Raw genomic sequence first — 20,511 nt, forward strand, 5'->3', positions numbered from 1 at the left:
GCGGTGTCGAAATCGCAGCGCTCCAAACGTCATTGATCGTAGGCGAGATGCGGCAAGCCGGCCGCATCGTCGCGATCACTGTCGGCATGGAGGTTGGAAGCCATGAGAGTTCCCTATCGTTGGGTCATCGTCGCCGTCGGCGCTTTGATGTCCTGCGTGGCAATCGGCGCAATGTTCTCGCTGGCGATTTTCCAGGAGCCGATCGCGAGCGCCACCGGCTGGTCGCATGTCGGCATTGCCAGCGCGATGACGCTGAACTTCATCGTCATGGGTTTCGGCGGCTTCCTCTGGGGTGCAGCCAGCGACCGCTTTGGTCCGCGGATCGTGGTGATGATCGGATCCGTGCTGCTCGGTCTGGCGCTGGTGCTGGCGAGCCGTGCCGAGACGCTCACGCAGTTCCAGCTGACCTACGGCATGCTCGTCGGATTGGCCGCCAGCGCCTTTTTCGCGCCGATGATCGCGGCGACGACCGCCTGGTTCGACGTCAATCGCGGGCTTGCCGTGTCGCTCGTTTCCGCCGGCATGGGCGTCGCGCCGATGACGATCTCGCCATTCGCGCGCTGGCTGATTTCCGCCTATGAATGGCGGCCCGCGATGTTGATCATCGGCGTTGCCGTATGGGTGCTGCTGCTGCCGGCTGCCCTGCTGGTCCGGCGCGCGCCTGCCGAGACCGCCGATGCCGGCACCGAGTTTGCCGTGGAAGGCGCCCGGCCTCAGCTGTCGAAGGTCTTCCGATCGCCGCAATTCATCGTACTCGGCCTGACCTTCTTTGCCTGTTGTGCGGCCCATTCCGGGCCGATCTTCCACATGGTGAACTATGCGACGATCTGCGGCGTCGCTCCGATGGCCGCCGTCAGCATCTACAGCGTCGAGGGCCTGGCGGGGCTAGGCGGCCGGCTGCTTTATGGCAGCCTTGCCGACCGGATCGGCGTGAAGCCGGTGCTCGTCGCCGGCTTGCTGGTGCAGGCGGCGGCACTCGCGACCTACCTGTTCGTCAGCCAACTCGGCGAATTCTACGCACTCGCCATCATTTTCGGCAGTGCCTATGGCGGCGTGATGCCGCTCTATGCGGTCCTGGCGCGGGAATATTTCGGCCAGCGCATCATCGGCACCGTGCTCGGTGCGGCGACGATGCTCTCCAGCCTTGCCGCAGCCGGCGTTCGGAGTGTCTTCGTGAGTTGGCGAATCCTGGGAGCATAGGTCGCCCGAGGATCGATCATTAGGAGAAATCCGACACGAAGCCTTGCATCGTCGTGTTCAGCCGCCCGAGGATCGTCAGCAGGATCTGCTGCTTGCGGGCGCGCCGGGCGGCCGCGGACGTCATGTCGACGTCGAAGATCGCCGAGAACGTTGCGCGGTTTGAAACGTTGAAGAAGCAGAGGCCGCTCAGCGTCATATGGATTTCCATCGGCGTAACGACCTGATGGAAAAGTTCCTTCTGATATCCGAGACGCAGGCATTGATCGATGCGTTGCAGAATCGGCCGGTGCAGTTCGCCGACCAGCGAAGAAGCCGTCAGGTACTTTGCTTCGTTGAGATTTTCACTGACGATCAATTTGACATATGTGGGATGATCGAAGTGAAAATCGAAGCAGAAGTCCACGAGGTTCTTCAGCGACTGGCGGGGATCGTCCTCCCCGAGATTGACCTTCGCCTCGGCGACGCGGATGCGCGCATAGGCATTTTCGAGCACGGCGACATAGAGCTTCGCCTTCGAATTGAAATAGTAATAGATCATTCGCTTGCTGCGACGGGTCTTCTGCGCGATGCTGTCGATCGTCGTGCCGGCGAAACCGCGCCGGGCGAACTGGTCCTCCGCCGCCTCGAGAATATCGGCGCGGGTCTGATCGGGATCGTTGGAGCGCTGCTGCCGTTGATATTTTTGCGTCGCTTGCGACTTGGCGGATTTACCCCCACTTTCAGCCATGGTTCCTCACTGACCAGCCAAATGTAATCGCCCTTATCGCGACCTTTGGCCCGCTTTGCAAGTATGGTCGTCCCCGAACATTCCGAAAGCTCTCCTCCGATCCAATTCCTTTGAGTGCTGGATTCTCCTGCAGCATCTTTCGCAATTTTGAACCAGTTCGAACATTTTAGGAGTGACAAAACTATCGCTGCCGGTCCAAAAAAATGTACAAAACAAAACTCAAAATTAGCAAGACACGCGCATAAATCCCTGAATTAAATCGGATTATAGGGCAAGTCAGTTAACCTGGTCGAGGAGTTGACAGATATTCGATCATCTGACTATCTTTGTACCAAGATGAACATTTGGACGCAGGCGCCTGGGATGGAGAAGGCGCTTGCGGCTCGGGAGGGGCTCACGGTGAGCTATCAATTCGACTTCAGCGTCATTTTCGACGCGTGGCCTCGGCTTCTCTATGGATGCTGGCTGACGCTTGCGATCTCGACCAAGGCAATGGCGATGGGCTTTGCCATCGGCCTTCTCTGTGTTGCCCTGCGCCGGACCGGGTTCGGGCCGTTTGTCTGGCTCGTGAAAGGTTTCATCGAGATCATCCGCAATACCCCCTTTCCGGTTCAGGCCTTTTTCATCTATCTCGGCCTGCCGTCGATCGGCGTCAGACTGGCGCCCGATACGGCCGCTGTCGTGGCACTCGGTCTTAACGGCGGCGCTTATGCCGCCGAGATCATCCGCGGCGGGGTGGAATCGATCCACCAGGGCCAGGTCGAGGCAGGCCGCGCGCTCGGCCTGAACGGTTTCCAGGTGTTCCGCTACATCATCCTGCGCCCGGCGTTGCGCGTCAGCTTTCCCGCACTCGCAAGCCAGTTCATCCTGTTGATGCTGACCTCCAGCGTGGTCGCCTCGATATCGGCAATGGAGCTGGCCAGCATTGGTCAGGAGCTGGAATCGACGACCTTTCGCAGCTTTGAGGTCTACCTGACCCTGACCGGACTTTACCTCGGAATGTCCGCCATGCTGACGGGCCTCTTCGCCGCAATCGAGCGCGGCCTTCTCTCCTATCCGACACGGTGACGGCAATGGTTCAGACACTCGGCCTCAACCAGATCATCATCCTGCTCGAAGCTTTCCGCTGGACGATCCTGCTCGCAGCCATCGCCTTTGTCTGCGGCGCCGGCGGCGGGCTCTGCATCGCCCTGATCCGCACCGCGCCATTGCAGGCGCTGCGAGGCGCTGCGGCAGCCTTCATCATCGTCTTTCAGGGCACGCCGCTGCTGATGCAGCTCTTTGTGATTTATTACGGCCTGCCGCTGATCGGCATCACGGTCAATGCCTGGATCGCGGTGGCCGCCGGCCTGACGCTGCATGCGAGCGCCTATCTCGGCGAAATCTGGCGCAGCACCATCATGGCGCTGCCGAAGGGGCAGGATGAGGCGGCCAGGGCGCTCGGGCTCGGATACCGGAGCCGTATCGTCTACGTCATCCTGCCGCAGGCGCTGCGGATTTCGCTGCCGAGCACCGTCGGCTTCCTTGTGCAACTGGTCAAGGGCACGTCGCTTGCCGCAATCATCGGCTTCACCGAGCTGACGCGCGCAGGCCAGATCGTGTCCAACGCGACCTATCAACCGCTTATCGTCTTCGGCCTCGTCGGCGCGCTTTACTTCGCGCTGTGCTGGCCGCTGTCGCACTTCAGTTTCCAGCTGGAAAAACGCTTTGCGAGCGCCCGCTAACGCGCGCAGGGGATCACGCTAAAGGGCAAGGAGGAAGCCTAATGATCAAGAATACCACTATGTTGAGGAAAGCCTGGGGGGCTGTGGGGGCAATCGGCCTTGGCCTTTTCGTCGCATTCGGCGCCGGCCAGGCCGATGCGCAGAGCTTTGCGGAGCTGAAGGCGAACGGCAAGATCGTGATCGGCATTCAGGGCGAGAATCCGCCATGGGGGTTCGTCGACGAAAGCAATCAGAGCGCCGGCTTCGATGCCGATTTCGCCAAGCTTCTCGGCGAGGAGATCGGGGTGCCGGTCGAGTTCAACCGCGTTGCCGTCGCCAACCGTATACCGACCTTGATGACCAACAAGGTCGATGCGCTGATTGCCGTGATGGGCATGTATCCCGACCGCGCCAAGGTGGTGCAGTTCACCAAGCCCTATTCGGCGATCGACATCATACTGCTCGCCAAGCCGGAGACAAACATCAAGGCGCCGGAAGACCTCAAGGGCCTGCGGATTGCAGTTGCCCGCTCCTCGGCACAGGATACGCAGGTGACCAAGAATGCTCCGCAAGGGGCGACGATCCAGCGCTTCGATGACGATGCCACCGCCATCCAGGCCTTTCTTTCCGGTCAGGTCGACGCACTCGGTGCCAACAACACTTACTTCCTCAGCATCGCCAAGATCGCGCCCGACTTCAAATTCGAAAAGAAACTGCAGTTCAACCGGCAATATAACGGCATTTCCGTGCGCCCGGGCCAAAAGCAGTTCGTCGAAGAGTTGAACGCCTTCATCGACAAGGTTCGCGCCGACGGCCGCCTCGAGAAGATCTACCAGAAATGGCTTGGCCAGGACACGCCCGACTTCCCGGATTCGCTGCCTGACATCCCGTTCGCCGTTCAATAACCAAGCAGATGAGGAAGACGCCGTGAATACGATGGCGAAAATTACGGACAATGCCACTGCCGATCCAATGATCGTCATGGAAGCCGTGGACAAGTATTACGGCGCCTTCCATGCTCTGAAGAGCATCAACCTGACGGTGAGGCAGGGCGAGAAGGTCGTTCTCTGCGGTCCGTCCGGCTCAGGGAAATCTACACTTATCCGCTGCATCAACTATCTCGAGAACTTTGCCGGCGGCCGGGTTGTCGTCGATGGCATCGAGTTGAAATCCGGCGCCTCGATCGACGCTATCCGGCGTGAGGTCGGTATGGTCTTCCAGCAGTTCAATCTCTTCCCACACATGACGGTTCTGAGGAACTGCATGCTCGCGCCGATGAAGGTTCGGGGGATGAAAGCGACGCAGGCGGAAGAGGTCGCGCGCGCCTATCTCGAGCGTGTGCGCATCTCCGATCAGATGCATAAATATCCGGCGCAGCTTTCCGGCGGCCAGCAGCAGCGCGTGGCGATTGCCCGCGCGCTCTGCATGGATCCCAAGGTGATGCTCTTCGACGAGCCGACTTCCGCCCTCGATCCCGAAATGGTCAAGGAGGTGCTCGACACCATGGTCTCGCTCGCCGGCGAAAGGCGAACGATGATCTGCGTGACTCACGAAATGGGCTTTGCACGCGCTGTGGCCGATCGCGTGATCTTCATGGCGAACGGCGAAATCATCGAGGAGGCGCCTCCCGAGGAATTCTTCACCGCACCCCGGAACGAGCGCACCCGCGCCTTTCTCGGACAGATTCTCGGGCACTGAGCGGGACGAGGCCTTTGCTTCGACGGCGACACGCCGCTCGAAAAATCTCGAAAAGCCATTGGCAGGCAGTCGCCTCGCGCGTGCCCGCAGACTTCATGTGACTGAAACGGAATGGTTGAAAGCATGGCAAATATTTCCATCGGCGTCATCGGTGCGGGCCTGATCGGCCGCAAGCACATCAAGAAGGCCATCGAGCATCCCGATTTCGAGCTGGCCGGCATCGCCGACCTCGATCGCGATGCCGTCTCGGCTCAATATCCCGGCATCGCGGTCTTCGGGGATTACAGATCATTGCTCGACCAGGCGCGGCCGCAGGCGGTCATCATTGCTTCGCCCAATCAGAGCCATGCGTCGATCGGCATAGAATGCGCACGTCTCGGGATCGATATGCTGATCGAAAAGCCGGTCACAGATACGCTCGAAAGTGCTGCCGAGCTGCTTCTGGAGGTGCGCGCAAACAAGGTCCGGACACTTGTCGGCCACCACCGCCGCCATCACGATCAGGTCAAGACGCTGAGGCGCCTGCTCGGGGACGGATTGATCGGCAATCTTGTCGGGGTCTCCGCCATCTGGGCGGCCTACAAGCCGGATGATTATTTCCGTATCGCGCCGTGGCGCACCCAGTCGGGCGGCGGTCCGATCCTGATCAACCTCATCCACGAGATCGATTTCCTGCGCTACACCGCCGGCGAGATCCGAGGCGTCAGCGCCATCTCCTCAAGCCGCCAGCGGCAATTTCCAGTCGAGGATACGGCCGGCGCCCTGCTCGAATTCGACGCAGGCTGCATCGGTACCGTCTTTGCGAGCGACAGTGCTGTTTCGCCCTGGACGACCGAACAGGGCGTCGGTGAAGCGGCCGAATTTCCGTTCAGCGGAGAAAGCAGCTACCGCTTCGTCGGCAGTCGCGGTTCGCTGGAATTCCCGAGCCTGGTCCATTGGGCGCAGGCGGATGGCGGCCAGAACTGGAACAGGCCGATCCAGTCGCAGCGGCTTTTTGCAAGCTCCATCGATCCTTACCGCGCCCAGCTCGACCATTTCCGCGATGTCGTCCTCGGCAAGGCGGAATCCTTGCTCACCGTCGAGGATGGCGCGCGAACGCTGATCGCGACGCTTGCCGTGGCCGAGGCTGCCGCATCGGGAAGGAGGGTCGATCTCGATGATCGTTACGAGGCGCTCGCCGCCGGGAAATACCCGCCGGCCTCCCAAGATACGAATCCAAGGAAAGCATCCTGACATGAAACCGATCTTCGTTCTCAATGGGTCCAACCTCAATCTGCTCGGCCAGCGGGAGCCGCATATTTATGGCAGAACGACGCTCGCCGATATCGAAACCATGTGTCATGGGAGCCCTGCAGGGCGAAAGCATGGGGTCGTCTTCCGGCAGTCCAATCACGAGGGTGAATTGATCGACTGGATCCATGAGGCCCGCCACGCCGCCGACGCCATCGTCATCAATGCCGGCGCCTATACCCACACATCGCTCGCGATCCATGATGCGCTGAAGACCTTCGAGGGCCCGATCATCGAGCTGCACATCACCAACGTGCATCGGCGCGAGAGTTTTCGCCATCACTCCTACATTTCCTTTGCGGCGACCGGTGTGATCTGCGGCCTCGGGCCGGATGGCTATGAGCTCGCACTCGAGGCGGCCGCGCGGCTCGTCGCCAAGACGATGACGACTTGACGCGTATCGGAAGGATCACGCCGATGAAGACATCGATAGCGACCGTCTCGCTGAGCGGCGACCTCAGCGACAAGCTGGAGGCAATCGCCAAGGCCGGTTTCGACGGGGTGGAGATTTTCGAGAATGATTTGCTGATCTTCGACGAGAGCCCGAAGGAGGTCGGCCGCATGGTGCGCGATCTCGGCATGGAGATCACGCTGTTTCAGCCGTTCCGCGACTTCGAAGGCATGCCGGAGCCGCTGCGCAGCCGTACCTTCGACCGGGCCGAACGCAAGTTCGACCTGATGCAGGAGATGGGCACCGACCTGGTGCTGGTCTGTTCGAACGTCTCGCCGGCCGCACTCGGTGGCCTCGACCGGGCGGCGGCCGATTTTCACGAACTCGGTGAGCGCGCCGCCAGGCGCGGCCTGCGCGTCGGCTACGAGGCACTTGCCTGGGGCCGTCACATCAACGATCACCGCGATGCCTGGGAGATCGTCCGGCGGGCCGATCATCCGAATATCGGCCTGATCCTCGACAGCTTTCATACGCTGTCGCGCAAGATCGACGTCAATTCGATCCGCTCGATCCCGAAGGAGAAGATCTTCATCATCCAGCTCGCCGATGCGCCGCTGATCGACATGGATCTGCTCTACTGGAGCCGGCACTTCCGCAACATGCCCGGTGAAGGTGACCTGCCGGTGCTCGACTTCATGAAGGCGGTCGCCGCCACCGGTTATGACGGCTATCTGTCGCTGGAGATCTTCAACGACCAGTTTCGCGGCGGATCTGCCAATGCGATCGCGGTCGATGGCCGCCGCTCGCTGATCTATCTCAGCGATCAGGTGAAGCGCCAGCAGCCGGAGAGCGCGCTGCCGGTGCCGGCGATGCCGCCGCGCGCCAAGGTCGAGGGCATCGCCTTCATCGAGTTCACGGCCGACGAGGACGAGGCGGCGGCGCTCGAGGCGCTGTTTGCAAGCCTCGGTTTCCGCAAGGCGGCCAGGCATAAGAGCAAGCAGGTGACGGTCTTTCGCCAGGGCGCGATCAATCTCGTCGTCAACACCGAACGCAAGGGTTTTGCCAGCGCCTCCTATGCCGTGCACGGCACCTCGGCCTATGCCGCCGGCCTGATGGTCGACGATGCCAAGGCGGCGCTGCAGCGCGCCGTCGCACTCGGGGCGGAACGCTTCGAGCAAGCGCTCGATGCCGGCGAGATCGAGATGCCGGCGGTGCGTGGCGTTGGTGGCGGTGTCCTCTATTTCCTCGACCGACAGAGCGAGCTTGCCCGCATCTGGGAGATCGAATTCGATGCGATCGACGACGATGCCGCGCTGCAGCCGGCCGGGCTGCAATCGATCGACCATATGGCGCAGACGATGAAGTACGAGGAACTGCTGACCTGGCTGCTCTTCTACACCTCGCTCGTCGAGGCCGAGAAGACGCCGATGGTCGATATCGTCGATCCCTCCGGCATCGTCCGTAGCCAGGTGGTGGAGAATGTAGAAGGCTCGCTGCGCATCACCATGAACGGGGCGGAAAACCGCAACACGCTCGCCGGCCGCTTCATCGCCGAGACCTTCGGCTCCGGCATCCAGCATCTCGCCTTCAGGACCGACGACATCTTCGCGACCGCCGCCGCCCTTGCCGCCAACGGCTTCGTCTCGCTTTCGATCTCGCCGAACTATTATGACGATCTCGAAGCCCGCTTCGGCCTCGATGCCGAATTCGCCGAACGCCTCAAGGCCAACAACATCCTCTATGACCGCGACGAGGCCGGCGAATATTTCCAGCTCTACAGCCCGACCCATGGCGAGGGACTGTTCTTCGAGATCGTCGAGCGGCGCGGTTACCGCGGTTATGGCGCCGCCAATGCCATCTTCAGGATTGCCGCGCTGAGGAAACATTTAAGGCCGCCGGGACTGCCGGCGGTCGCGAAGGTTCGCCGTGACTTGCACCCCTGAATTTCCCACCGGCAATGCATGCGGTGTCGGTCGGACCTCTCATGCAATTCTCGCCTTTTCGTGCGTTGCTCTTCGCCGATTTCGGCTGATAGACTTCCCGTGCCTGTTTCATCACCTATGTCCTTGGTTTCTCGGGAGGCTTCATAGCCATGACAGAACTTGCTCAATTGCTCGCATCGATCAAACTGCCGGATCTATCTGGGAAAGCCGTGCTGATCACCGGCGCCTCGACCGGCATCGGTGCGGCGCTCGCCCGCGCCTTTGCGGCACAAGGCGCCAAGGTCGGCGTGCATTACAACGCCAGCCGTGAACCGGCGGAGACGCTCGCCGAGGAGATCCGCGCGGTCGGCGGTACCGTGCATCTGATCCAGGGCGACGTGTCGCGGGAAGGCGAGACGGAGCGGGTCGTCGAGGAGACGGCGAAGACCTTCGGCCATCTCGACGGGTTGATCAACAATGCCGGCGGCATGCTGGGGCGCAAGCCGACTTCGGAATATACCGATGCGCATTATGCGGCTGTCATGGATCTCAACGCCCGCTCGGTGCTGGCTGCGACGCGTGCGGCCCATCCCTGGCTGAAAAAGCAGGGCGGCTTCATCATCAACACCACCTCGATCGCGGCGCGCAACGGCGGCGGCAATGGCGCGATCCTCTATGCGGCGTCGAAGGGTTTCGTCTCGACGATCACGCGCGGCCATGCCAAGGAATTCGTCGCCGACCGGATCCGTGTGAACGCCGTGGCGCCGGGCGTCATCGCGACACCTTTCCACGAGCGTTATACCAATGACGAGCAGATGGAGCTGCAGCGCAAGTCGATCCCGATGGGTTTCGTCGGCACCTCCGAGGATTGCGTCGGCGCCTATCTGTTTCTCGCCTCGCCGACGCTGTCCGGCTACATCACGGGCCAGATCATCGAGGTCAATGGCGGCCAGCTGATGCCCTAGCCATACTCTCCGGAGGGGCCTCTTTCCTTTTGCCCCGCCGCAGGGAACTTTCGAACCGCCGTCACGTTTCCCGCTTGGCCATATTTTCAAGCGGGGCACCATGAGCTTTTCATTTTCGGAACTCGACTTCCTCAAACCGGAGCTCGGGGCGGAATATATTGGTTCAGGCACCCACTTCGCCGTCTTCTCAGCCCATGCGGAACAGATCGAGCTTTGCCTCTTCTCCCCCGACGGAAAGAACGAGATCGCGCGGCTGCCGCTGCCCAAACGCGAGGGCGATATCTGGTCGGGCTATATTGCCGGCCTCGGCCCCGGCACGGTCTACGGTTATCGCGCCCACGGGCCCTACGACCCGCAGGCCGGCCATCGCTTCAATCCGAACAAGCTGCTGCTCGATCCCTATGCCAAGCAGGTAACGGGGGACCTGAAATGGGACGACGCGCTGTTCGGCTACCGGATCGGCGAGGACGATCTTTCCTTCGATGAGCGCGACAGCGCACCCTTCATGGTCAAGAGCGTGGTGCAGGATCCTGATTTCGACTGGGCGGGTGAAGAGGCGATCCGCCGCCCCTGGCCCGACACCATCATCTACGAGGCGCATGTGCGCGGCCTGACGATGACGCATCCGAAGGTGCCCGACCGGTTGCGCGGCACCTTTCTCGGCATGTGCAGCGATCCGATCGTCGACCATCTCGTCAAGCTCGGCATTTCGGCAATCGAGCTCTTGCCGATCCAGTACTTCCTCGACGATCGTTATCTGCTGGAAAAAAAGCTGAGGAACTACTGGGGCTACCAGACGCTCGGCTTTTTTGCGCCGCAGACGCGTTATCTCTCCAATGACAGGATCACCGAAATCAAGACCATGGTGAAGCGGTTCCATGCCGCGGGCATCGAGGTCATCATGGATGTGGTCTACAACCACACAGCCGAGGGCAGCGAGAAGGGGCCGACGCTGTCCTTCCGCGGGCTCGACAATGCGAGCTACTACATCCTCTCTCCAGACGACCCGCGCCATACCTTCGACACGACGGGCACCGGCAATACGTTGAACGTTGCCAATCCCATGGTGATGCGCATGGTGCTCGATAGCCTGCGCTATTGGGTGGGGGTCATGCACATCGACGGCTTCCGCTTCGATCTCGCCAGCACGCTCGGCCGTCAGGACCTGGAGTTCGATCGACAGGGTCTGTTCTTCGGCGCTATCCGTCAGGATCCAATCCTGTCGGGCGTCAAGCTGATCGCCGAACCCTGGGATATCGGCGAAGGCGGGTATCAGGTCGGCGGTTTCCCGCACCCTTTTCGCGAATGGAACGACAAGTTCCGCGACGATGTGCGCCGGTTCTGGAAAGGCGACGGCGGCATGGTGTCGGAACTGGCGGCGCGCATCACCGGCTCGGCGCTGCAATTCAACCATTCGGACCGGGGGGCAACCTCCTCGATCAATCTTCTGTCTGCCCACGACGGCTTCACCCTGATGGATACCGTCTCCTTCGACGGCAAGCATAACGAGGCGAACGGCGAGGACGGCCGCGACGGCCATTCGGACAATCATTCCGACAATATGGGTGTGGAGGGCGCCACCGATAATGCCGATATCAATGCGGCCCGGGCACGCCGTCGCCGCAACATGATGGCGACGCTGATGCTGTCCCAGGGCGTGCCGATGATCCTGGCCGGCGACGAGCTCGGTAACAGCCAGGGCGGCAACAACAACGCCTATTGCCAGGACAATGAGATCGGCTGGACGGGTTGGGACGGGCTCGAGGATCCCTTCCTCGATTTCTGCCGGCAGGCCGTCGCCTTCCGCAAAGCCCATCCCGTGCTCCGGCAGGAGCGGTTCCTGACCGGAGATACGAGTGAGGATGGGCGCATCGAAATCGCCTGGTACAAGCCGGACGGTGGTTTCATGGATGATGTGGCCTGGAACGACGACGGATTGCAGGTGCTCGGCGTGTACCTCTCGAAAAGCGCGCATGCGCCGGATACCGAGACGATGGACGATCTTTTCCTCGTCTTCAACGCTGGCGGTGATTGCCAAGTGCATCTGCCGGAGGTGAACGGGTTGACTGAGTGGTCACGGGTTCTAGACACCGGCGCGGAGACCGGGGCCTTCGACGTGCACGATCAGGACAATCCGGTCATGGTCTACACCCAGAGCCTGGCCGTCTTTGCGCCGAAAGGCCAGACCCAGCCGCCAGAGGGGGCGAGTAAAGCCCAGCGCCGCCGGTGGTTCCAGTTCGGCCGTCGCGGCAAATAGCAGGTCGTCAACAGCATGAATGCCGAAGTCATCACCGAACTTGGCCTCATCTATGTCAGCGATGCCGAACCGGGCATCCGCAGACGAAGGAAAGGCAAGGGCTTCAGCTATGTCATGCCGGACGGTACGACGCTTTCCGATGAGTTGCAGCGGGCGCGCATCGGCGCGCTCGGCCTGCCGCCGGCCTATGAGAATGTCTGGATCTGTCTCTACGAGAACGGCCACCTCCAGGCGACCGGCATCGATGCGCGCGGGCGCAAGCAATATCGCTATCACAAGGACTGGCAATCCTTCCGCAGTGCCGGAAAATTCCACCAGCTGATCGAATTCGGCCGGGCATTGCCGAAGATCCGCCGCACCGTGCTGCGCCATCTCGACACCGGTACGGAAGATGTCAACGGCGTGCTGGCGGCACTGACGACGCTGCTCGACGAGGCGCATCTGCGGGTCGGCAACCAGGCCTATGTCAGGGAGAACGGCACCTATGGTGCAACGACGCTATTGAAGCGGCACCTGAAGATCGTCGACGGGCGGATCGAGCTGAAATTCCGCGCCAAGGGCGGCAAGCGCGTCCAGCGCAGCCTCAAGCATCCCAGGCTGCAGAAGATCCTGGAAGAGATCGCCGACCTGCCCGGCCGTCAGCTTTTCGTCTGGAAGGATGAAAGCGGCGCGCTGAAACCGGTCGATTCCGGCCGGCTGAATGCCTATCTGACCGAGATATCGGGCATTCCGATTTCCGCTAAGACATTCCGCACTTGGGCCGGATCGTTGGCGGCCTTCGGTGCGGCCCGCGAAAAAATTGTCGCCGGTGGCCGGCCGACGGTGAAGGACATGTCGGAGGCTGCGGCCGAAGCGCTGCACAATACGCCGGCAATCTCACGCTCGAGCTATATCCATCCGGCAATCATCGCGCTTGCCGGCAATGACCATCCTTTGATCGAGGGTGGCAACGAGCCGCTGCGGGGCTTGCGGGCGGAAGAAAACAGGCTACTTGATTTCCTGACACGCGAGATCGAGGAATGAACCCCGCAAACCCGCCGGCATCGGACGTATCCCTGACCCATCCCGACCGGCTTTACTGGCCGGACGAGGGCGTGACTAAGCGGAATCTGTCGGAATATTACGCCGCCGTCTGGCCCTTCATGGCGCCCTATCTCGTCAATCGGCCACTGGCACTTTTGCGCCTGCCGGCTGGAATAAAAAGCCACCAGCGGTTTTTCCAGAAACATGGCTGGAAAGGCATGAATCCCCATATCGAGGAGATCGCCGATCCACAGGACGCGGACGGCGAGAAACTGCTGCGCATTTCCGGTTTCGACGGGCTTGTCGCCCTTGTGCAATCGGCGGCGCTTGAAATTCACCCCTGGGGCACGACGACCGACCATTGGGAAACACCCGATATGATCATCATGGATCTCGACCCCGGCGAGGACGTGGTCTGGAGCGCGGTGATATCGGCAGCACTTGACGTGAAGGCGCGGCTGGAAGCCCGAGGCCTTGCAGCCTTCGTCAAGACATCAGGCGGCAAGGGGCTGCATGTGGTAACACCGCTTGCGCCGAAGGCCGGCTGGGCCGAGGTCAAGGATTTCGCCCATTCGCTTGCCGAAAGCATGTCGGCCGATGCGCCGGAGAAATATCTGGCAACGGCGACGAAGGCAAAACGCGGCGGGCATATCTATATCGATTATCTCCGCAACGGCCGCGGCAGCACGGCGGTCGCACCCTATTCGACCAGGGCGCGGCCGGGTGCCCCGGTGTCGATGCCGCTCGATTGGTCCGATCTGAAGGAACTCAGCGGTCCGGCCGCCTTCACCCTCGCCAATGTGCCGCAGCGGCTGGCGACCCGGCCGCGCGATCCCTGGGGCGATTTCTTCGATGCGGCCGTGCCGCTGCAATGAATGGCCCGCTCATTCCGTGCTGTCGAGCTCGGGATAATGCCTGAAAATACCCTCCTCATTGAAGGGCAGGCGGCGAGGGGAGGCAAGATAGCGGGCGATGTTCGGCCGTTTTGCCACCGCGGCATGCAGGGTCAAAAGGGCGGGGTAATCGGCCTTGCGTTTGTCCATGGCCTTCGGAAAGGCATAGGTCAGGCCCTCTATCACCTGGAAAAGCGAAAGGTCGACATAGGTCAGCGCGTCGCCGACGATATGGCCGGAACCATCAGGGTTTTGCCGCAGCACACGCTCGAAATAGCCAAGGTACTTCGGAATGCGCTGGCCGATAAAGGCTGCCGAGCGGGCCTTCGCCTCCTGCTTCTGCTCTTCGTAATATCGTGACATGTCGATCGGGTGATGCGTGTCGTGCACCTCGGCGATGAGATCGGTAATGGTGAGCTGCAGGCCGTTGGCGACATGACGAAGGCCCTCATTCCCGGGGGCAAGCCCCAGTCTCGGGCCGAGATAAAACAGGATGTTGGCGACATGCGGGATAATCAGATCGCCATCCTTCAGGAAGGGCGGCGCGAAGGGAATATGCGCTTCGCTTTCGCTTTGCATGATGTCGAACATGGCGCCGCTGCCGCGGCCGGGCTCACGGGTGATGTCGACGTAGTCGGCGCCGGCTTCCTCCAGCGCAAGCCGGACGAATTCACCGCGACCCTGGATGCCGTCCCAATAATAAAGCTCATACGCCATCTCAGCTTAATCCTTCGGTTTACGACCGAAGTCTTTTCGCAGTTCGTCCTTGGCCTTTTCAAGGGTGCCGCGCCGTTTTTTCGATAACTGATCGCCGGCGCGGTTGATGTAGAAGGTCAGCATCGACATGGCCGCGCGGAAGGGGCTGGACTTGCGGCGATCACTCTCCTCGGCTGAATGCTTGACCGAGCGAGCGATCTTCTTCGGATCGTCCGATTTGAACACGCCTTCCTTCAGGTCCATCGCGTTGCTGTTTTCGGTGACGCTCTGCGACCATTTCTTCTTCGATTTGGCCATGTCGAAATCCCTTTGCGGCTGCAGCCGGCGGCAGGGCCGCCGCGCCCATCGTCAGTGGTGGCTGTGGTGTTCGTTGCGCTTGCGTGTCGCAGCCGCCTTCTTGGCCGAGGCGGACCGTTCCTCTTTCGAGCGGGCTGCCGATGCAGCGCCGCCGGCGCGGCCGCCCTTTTCGGAGGATTCATGCGTGTCCTTCTTGCCGCGGCCGGACCCGGACTTGTTGCCGCCGCCGCTTTCCTTGTTGACCGTCGCCCAGGCACGCCGTTCGGCTTCCTTCTCGGAAACGCCGCGATCCTCATAGCTTTCCTCGATATGCTCGGCCTTGCGCTTCTGCTTGTCGGTATAGTCGGATTTGTCTCCTCGCGGCATCTTCGCCTCCCTGTTTTTGCAAAGCGATGCAGTGCGTTTGTGAGGAGAATCCAACCGGCGCGGAGTGCAAAAGTTCCCTGAGGGCAGGCTCCGGATTTCGGAACAAAAGCCGTTTTTGCCCGGTTTTCGAAGGGAAAGCCTGCATAAGCCATATATAGCAAGGAGCCGAGAACATGGAAAAACACCTCGTCCAAGCCGACGGAAACGGCGTAATCGACGTGAACGGCCAGGTATCGCCGGTCACCTATACCGTCAGCCTCAAGGAAGGGAAGGGACAATCCTACGAGGTTGACATCCGCCTGATGGCGCCGCGCGACTGGCTGCTGCAGAGGGGGTTCAACCGTGATGCCGTGCTGGTCAGCCAGAGCGGCGCGCGCATTCCCGTTTATCACGATGGTGCAAACCATCACAATGGTACCAACCAGGATGGTGCCAACCATCACGATGAAGGCAGCCGCCATGACGGTGGCCGCCTCGATTCCGCCACCGCGATTTCGATCGAATTGACGGCGCGCGACGACAGCTGCACCAGCGAGGCTGATGTGCTGGGCAAATATCCGGAGTTCGACAGCTTCAGGGCCGCTGCTGCAGGGCGGTTTTGACCGCCCGCTCAAGCGCGGCGCTGTTGAAAGGTTTCGTCAGCAGCACCGAGCCGGAGAGACGATTGGCGACAGGCAGGTCGCTGTCGCCCGTGGCAAAGACCAGCCCGACCGAGGGAAGAGCCTCCCGAGCCCTGGCGGCAAAGGCCGATCCCGGCATGCCGGGTAGCCCGAGATCGACGACGACGATGTCGACGACGGTATGGCCAAGGATATCCGCCCCCGCTTCGCCGCTTTCGGCCTCAATGACGTCATAGCCGAGATCTTGCAGGATCTCGGCGGTATCGATGCGGATGAAGGCATCGTCTTCTACGAGCAGCAGCTTCAGCTTTCCGGCAGTCTCGGCATGTCTTGGATCAGCGGGTTTTGAATTGGGCCGAGCTGCATCGGCTGCCGCTCGGCCGGCTTGCGGCCGGGCGGCGAGCACGTGGCGGATCTTGCGGGCCAGCTCCTCGCGCGTATAGGGCTTGGAGAGCAGTTCCAGCCCGGGATCGAGCCTGCCGCCATGGACGATCGAGTCTTCCGTATAGCCGGATGTGTAGAGCACGGCGATATCGGGCAGACGCGCGCGCGCCATACGCGCAAGCTCCGGGCTCTTCAACGGTCCGGGCATGACGACATCGGTAAAGAGCAGGTCGATATGGGCGCCACTCTCGACAACGGTCTGCGCGCTTTGCGCATCCTTTGCCTTTAAGACGTAATAGCCGAGATCCGAGAGCATCTCGACGACGGTTGGTGCGAACGCCCTCGTCATCCTCGGCAACAAGGATGGTTTCGGTCCCGCCGGTTGCCGGCACGGTGTCGGCGGCGGTGACGCGATCCTCGCTGCGGAACGAGCGGGCGAGGTAGAGCTTGACGGTCGTGCCCTGGCCGGCCTGGCTGTAAATCTTTACATGGCCGCCCGACTGCTTGACGAAGCCGTAGACCATCGACAGGCCGAGACCGGTGCCCTTGCCTTCGGGCTTCGTCGAGAAGAAGGGCTCGAAGGCCTGCTCCTTGACCGCCTCAGTCATGCCGGAGCCGGTATCGGTGACGGCCAGCACGACATATTGGCCGGCCTTCACTTCAGGATGGGTGCGGCTGTAGGAATCGTCGAGGAAGGCGTTACCGACCTCGATCGTCAACCTGCCGGCGCCATCCATCGCGTCGCGCGAGTTGATCGCCAGGTTGAGCAGGGCGTTCTCGATCTGAACCGGATCGGCGAAAGTATTCCAGAGGCCTCCGGAGACGACGGTCTCGACCTCGATCTCTTCGCCGAGCGCGCGGCGCAGCATATCGTCCATGCCGGTGACGAGGCGGCCGATATTGATCACCTTCGGTTCCAGAGGCTGGCGGCGGCCGAAGGCGAGCAGCTGGCTGGCCAGCCGCGAACCGCGTTCGACGGCGACAAGCGCATTGGCAATGCGCTCCTTGGCCCGGCCGTTTTCCGCTACGTCCTTGCCGAGAAGCTGCAGATTGCCCGAGATCACCTGCAGCAGATTGTTGAAGTCATGGGCGACGCCGCCGGTGAGCTTGCCGATCGATTCCATCTTCTGCGCTTGCTGAAGCGCCGCTTCGGCCTGCTGGCGTTCGGCGATCTCAGCCGCGACGCGGACCTCGAGCATTTCGTTGAGTTTGCGCAATTGATCTTCCATGTCGCGGCGCTGGTCGATTTCGACCTTGGCGGCACGGAAGAGCCGGATATTGTCGATCGCGACGGCCGATTGGCCGGCGAGGCTGACAAGGCTCGCCTCGGCGGCCTGCGAAAAACGCCCGGGTTCGGCGTGGCCGAAAAACAGGCCGCCGATGACGCTGCCGTCGCGCGATTTCACCGGCACGGCAAGATAGCTCCTGACCGGCAGATGCCCCTTCGGCATGCCAAAATGCGGCGCGCTCTGCCCGTAGCGCGGGTCGAGCAGGATATCGTCGGAGCGCACGATACCTTCGCCGTCGAAGGTCGGCGCGAAGACCTTGGTGTTGCGCGGCATCGGGAACTTTTCGAAATTCCTCCGGTCGACGCCGGAGAGTCGACATTGTAGAAGAACGCCCCGAATTCGGCGCCGGTGAGCGTCACGCCGGCATCGACGACAATCTGTGTCAGGCGTTCGACGTCCGGCTCGACGGTGATCGCCGCACCCGCCCGATTGACGACGGCAAGCGCCTCCGACTTGGCGCGCAGCTCTTCAAGCGCCAGCTTCTCGCCACGCTTGGCCGCCACCTGGTCGGTGACGTCGAGGGTCGCGCAGAGGATGCCGGCGATGGTGCCGTCATCATCGCGCAGCGGCGTATAGGAAAAGGTGAACCACGTGTCCTCGGTGCGGCCGTCGCGGCGCATCGGAATGCGCAGCTCTTTGAAGAGCTGCGGGCTGCCGCTGAGCGTGCTGGCAACGATCGGCGAGAATTGCTCCCAGATATCCGCCCAGACTTCGCGGAAGGGTCTCCCGAGTGCGGCGGGATGCCGCTCGGGGAACACAGGCACGTAGGCGTCATTGTAGAGGAAGGCGAGATCCGGACCCCAGGCGACGAATTTCGGCTGGCGCGAATTCAATACCATTTCGGCGATATGTTTGAGAGAAGCAGGCCAGCTTTCAGGCGGTCCGAGACCGACGGCTTCAAAGGCCGGATGCCGCAGCAATTCGCCGATTTCGCCGCCGCCTCTCGGCCAGCCCTTGCCGAAGCTTCGCATCCAAAACGCTTTCTTGTCGCCCGCCGCGCCGGTGTGGCCGCAGCAATTGAAAGTCCTGCAGCCGCCTTCGCCCTTCTGAAAGAGGTGCGGCTGCAGGGGTCCAGCTCGTCCAACCGTCAAGATAGCGGTTTGCTAAGGCAGGGAAAGGGGAGTGTCGAAATATCATTAACCGCTGCTAGTTCAATCTTTTGCAAGGTGACGTGGGCCGTCCCCGAGCGGTTATTTTCGGTAGAATTTTTGCGACGCCGCGAGGGCGCGGCCAATGTCGAAGGAGGGCAGTTGCATCGGCCTGCGGGGGTCGCGGAAAACCAGTCCGACGAGCTTGTCGACGACAAGGATCAATCCAAGCGCCAGACCGAGATAGAGCAGCGCGGCGACGAGCAGGAGCGACATCTCCATACCTCACCCGACCACGGTGAAGGCGCGGCCGCAGGCTGCGAAAAAGACAAAGGAGAGAATCCCGGCCACGCCGTCGTTCATGGCGTTCTCCCCGGTTTCGCCATCAACAGTCTCGGTCTGGTTTTGCTCCCGGCGATCGGGCGAGGGATCAACTTTTTTGGGAAGCCTCAAAGCTTGCAGCGTCATCCGGCTTCTATTCACCCCCGCATGGAAAAGCCCACCTCTGAACTTCCATAAAACACAACTAATTCAGGCGTATGACAAAGAAACCCCGAAGGGCGCCGCAACGACGCCCCCTTTCATCGATGTGATCGGTATTCCTGTGTTCAGGATGCCGTCTTGCGGCTCGCAGTCCGCTTGGGCGCCGGCGTGACGACGCCGTTCGTCTTGGCGCCTGTTGCGGCAAGCTTCGTGGTCGTCACGGTGCGCTTGGCCTTGGGCTTGGCCTCTTTGCCATTGGAAGAGGCAGCAGAGCCTTCGAGCGCTTCGCGTTCGTGGCGTGCCTGTTCCCAATGAATGGAATCTCGCCCTGTCGGATAGCCCTCTTCTTCCCAGAGGGCGTATGCACGTTTTTTGATCCACTCTTCCCGAGTTTCTGCCATCGCTGATCTCCAGTCACATAATGCCGTCGTTCGAACGCGATACTGCCTGGATGGTTCCAGACGAGGGCCGCTGTTTCAAGCGAAATCGGCCTGCAACCGTAAATATTTCGCGTTGCAGCATATCAGGGTTGAGAATCCGCGTTCATCGCAGCTGAAATTCCGTCGCCTTGTGCAGATCTGATACGAACGCCTCGCGCTGTCGGTGCCTCTCCGTTTCGTCACGGATGCGCAGGAGAAAGGAAGGATGGATGGTGACGAGAACGGGCGGATGGTTCCTCGGCTGCAGGATATGGCCGCGCTCCGGCGTCAGTTTTGCCTTCGGTCCAAGCAGCGCGTAAAGCGCGCTTGCGCCCAGCGCCACGACGAGCTTCGGCTGCAGGATGTTGAGTTCGGCGCCGAGCCACCAAGCGCAACGCCGGATCTCGCCGGCATTGGGTTTGGCATGCAGGCGCCGTTTGCCGCGCGGCGTGAACTTGAAGTGCTTGACCGCATTGGTGACGTAGCATTGCTCGCGATTGAGACCGGCTTCTTCGAGACAGTGGTCGAGGAGATGGCCGGCTGGGCCGACAAACGGCCTGCCGGCGATATCTTCCCGGTCACCCGGTTGTTCCCCGACAAGAACGATCTCGGCCTTGTCAGGACCTTCGCCGAAGACGGTCTGGGTGGCATTCCTGTAGAGATCGCAGCGGGTGCAGCCTTCGGCCTGATGGCGGAGCTCGGCAATGCTGTCCGCATCGGCGACTTCGAGCGTCAAGGCCGGGCCGACGTTTGCGGCGATGTTCATGATCGCGATCCTC

At 61.4% G+C, this 20,511-nt stretch carries 20 protein-coding genes and 2 pseudogenes; 13 read left to right on the forward strand and 9 right to left on the reverse strand.

Annotated elements, in window-relative coordinates:
- Positions 1-102: 102 nt before the first annotated feature.
- Positions 103-1,197, forward strand: a pseudogene (locus C4N04_RS07510) (MFS transporter); the annotation flags it as partial.
- A 22-nt stretch (positions 1,198-1,219) separates the two neighbouring features.
- Here the strand turns inward: C4N04_RS07510 and C4N04_RS07515 are convergent.
- Positions 1,220-1,927: a TetR/AcrR family transcriptional regulator gene (locus tag C4N04_RS07515; protein ID WP_051649946.1), complete on the reverse strand. Its 708-nt coding sequence runs from the start codon at positions 1,925-1,927 to the stop codon at positions 1,220-1,222.
- A 399-nt stretch (positions 1,928-2,326) separates the two neighbouring features.
- Between C4N04_RS07515 and C4N04_RS07520 the strand changes: the two genes are divergently transcribed.
- The 11 genes from C4N04_RS07520 to ligD all read left to right on the forward strand — a co-directional run bounded on the left by C4N04_RS07520 (position 2,327) and on the right by ligD (position 14,051).
- The gene (locus tag C4N04_RS07520; RefSeq protein ID WP_040111647.1) at positions 2,327-2,995 is read left to right on the forward strand and encodes an amino acid ABC transporter permease; all 669 of its coding nucleotides are present in this window, start codon (positions 2,327-2,329) and stop codon (positions 2,993-2,995) included.
- A gap of 5 nt (positions 2,996-3,000) precedes the next feature.
- The gene (locus C4N04_RS07525; protein WP_040141044.1) at positions 3,001-3,651 is read left to right on the forward strand and encodes an amino acid ABC transporter permease; all 651 of its coding nucleotides are present in this window, start codon (positions 3,001-3,003) and stop codon (positions 3,649-3,651) included.
- A gap of 41 nt (positions 3,652-3,692) precedes the next feature.
- Positions 3,693-4,535 (forward strand): transporter substrate-binding domain-containing protein, encoded by an 843-nt coding sequence (locus C4N04_RS07530; RefSeq protein ID WP_106795723.1) that lies wholly within the window; start codon positions 3,693-3,695, stop codon positions 4,533-4,535.
- Between the two features lie 31 nt (positions 4,536-4,566).
- Positions 4,567-5,328 (forward strand): amino acid ABC transporter ATP-binding protein, encoded by a 762-nt coding sequence (locus tag C4N04_RS07535; protein WP_179363834.1) that lies wholly within the window; start codon positions 4,567-4,569, stop codon positions 5,326-5,328.
- A gap of 123 nt (positions 5,329-5,451) precedes the next feature.
- The gene (locus C4N04_RS07540; protein WP_106795863.1) at positions 5,452-6,561 is read left to right on the forward strand and encodes a Gfo/Idh/MocA family oxidoreductase; all 1,110 of its coding nucleotides are present in this window, start codon (positions 5,452-5,454) and stop codon (positions 6,559-6,561) included.
- A gap of 1 nt (position 6,562) precedes the next feature.
- Entirely contained in the window at positions 6,563-7,012 is a 450-nt protein-coding gene (gene aroQ, locus C4N04_RS07545) for a type II 3-dehydroquinate dehydratase (RefSeq protein WP_040111411.1), read from the forward strand.
- Between the two features lie 23 nt (positions 7,013-7,035).
- A complete protein-coding gene (locus C4N04_RS07550) occupies positions 7,036-8,952 on the forward strand; it encodes a sugar phosphate isomerase/epimerase and 4-hydroxyphenylpyruvate domain-containing protein (RefSeq protein WP_106795724.1) in 1,917 nt (638 codons plus the stop codon).
- A gap of 149 nt (positions 8,953-9,101) precedes the next feature.
- Entirely contained in the window at positions 9,102-9,896 is a 795-nt protein-coding gene (locus C4N04_RS07560; RefSeq protein ID WP_077989711.1) for an SDR family NAD(P)-dependent oxidoreductase, read from the forward strand.
- A 100-nt stretch (positions 9,897-9,996) separates the two neighbouring features.
- Positions 9,997-12,153: a glycogen debranching protein GlgX gene (gene glgX, locus C4N04_RS07565; RefSeq protein ID WP_106795726.1), complete on the forward strand. Its 2,157-nt coding sequence runs from the start codon at positions 9,997-9,999 to the stop codon at positions 12,151-12,153.
- A gap of 15 nt (positions 12,154-12,168) precedes the next feature.
- Complete coding sequence (locus C4N04_RS07570) at positions 12,169-13,176, forward strand: DNA topoisomerase IB (RefSeq protein WP_106795727.1); 1,008 nt, start codon at positions 12,169-12,171, stop codon at positions 13,174-13,176.
- Positions 13,173-14,051: a non-homologous end-joining DNA ligase gene (gene ligD, locus C4N04_RS07575; RefSeq protein ID WP_106795728.1), complete on the forward strand. Its 879-nt coding sequence runs from the start codon at positions 13,173-13,175 to the stop codon at positions 14,049-14,051. Before C4N04_RS07570 ends, ligD begins: the two co-directional genes overlap by 4 nt.
- Before the next feature lie 9 nt (positions 14,052-14,060).
- Here the strand turns inward: ligD and C4N04_RS07580 are convergent, their stop codons facing one another.
- The 3 genes from C4N04_RS07580 to C4N04_RS07590 are packed head-to-tail and all read right to left on the reverse strand — an operon-like array spanning position 14,061 to position 15,449.
- Entirely contained in the window at positions 14,061-14,786 is a 726-nt protein-coding gene (locus C4N04_RS07580; protein WP_096764991.1) for a glutathione S-transferase, read from the reverse strand.
- 6 nt (positions 14,787-14,792) lie between these two features.
- Positions 14,793-15,083: a DUF3175 domain-containing protein gene (locus tag C4N04_RS07585; protein ID WP_040141060.1), complete on the reverse strand. Its 291-nt coding sequence runs from the start codon at positions 15,081-15,083 to the stop codon at positions 14,793-14,795.
- A 51-nt stretch (positions 15,084-15,134) separates the two neighbouring features.
- Complete coding sequence (locus tag C4N04_RS07590) at positions 15,135-15,449, reverse strand: hypothetical protein (RefSeq protein WP_040111419.1); 315 nt, start codon at positions 15,447-15,449, stop codon at positions 15,135-15,137.
- A gap of 173 nt (positions 15,450-15,622) precedes the next feature.
- On the opposite strand from C4N04_RS07590, the gene C4N04_RS07595 reads away from it, so the two are divergent.
- Positions 15,623-16,051, forward strand: a complete 429-nt coding sequence (locus C4N04_RS07595; protein ID WP_096764990.1) for a hypothetical protein — start codon at positions 15,623-15,625, stop codon at positions 16,049-16,051.
- On the opposite strand, the pseudogene C4N04_RS07600 reads toward C4N04_RS07595, so the two are convergent.
- From C4N04_RS07600 to C4N04_RS07620, 5 genes and pseudogenes are all read right to left on the reverse strand, one after another.
- Positions 16,023-18,713, reverse strand: a pseudogene (locus C4N04_RS07600) (response regulator). The gene C4N04_RS07595 and the pseudogene C4N04_RS07600 sit on opposite strands and share 29 nt — an antisense overlap.
- 219 nt (positions 18,714-18,932) lie before the next feature.
- Entirely contained in the window at positions 18,933-19,106 is a 174-nt protein-coding gene (locus C4N04_RS07605; RefSeq protein WP_009993124.1) for a hypothetical protein, read from the reverse strand.
- A gap of 9 nt (positions 19,107-19,115) precedes the next feature.
- Entirely contained in the window at positions 19,116-19,298 is a 183-nt protein-coding gene (locus C4N04_RS07610) for a hypothetical protein (RefSeq protein ID WP_040141066.1), read from the reverse strand.
- A 140-nt stretch (positions 19,299-19,438) separates the two neighbouring features.
- Positions 19,439-19,714, reverse strand: a complete 276-nt coding sequence (locus C4N04_RS07615) for a DUF2934 domain-containing protein (protein ID WP_009993120.1) — start codon at positions 19,712-19,714, stop codon at positions 19,439-19,441.
- Between the two features lie 142 nt (positions 19,715-19,856).
- Positions 19,857-20,498, reverse strand: coding sequence for a UdgX family uracil-DNA binding protein (locus tag C4N04_RS07620; protein WP_040141068.1), 642 nt, complete (start codon positions 20,496-20,498; stop codon positions 19,857-19,859).
- Positions 20,499-20,511 lie beyond the last annotated feature (13 nt).

Origin of the sequence: Rhizobium sp. H4, from assembly GCF_003013335.1 — a bacterium.
Lineage (GTDB): Bacteria > Pseudomonadota > Alphaproteobacteria > Rhizobiales > Rhizobiaceae > Rhizobium > Rhizobium sophoriradicis.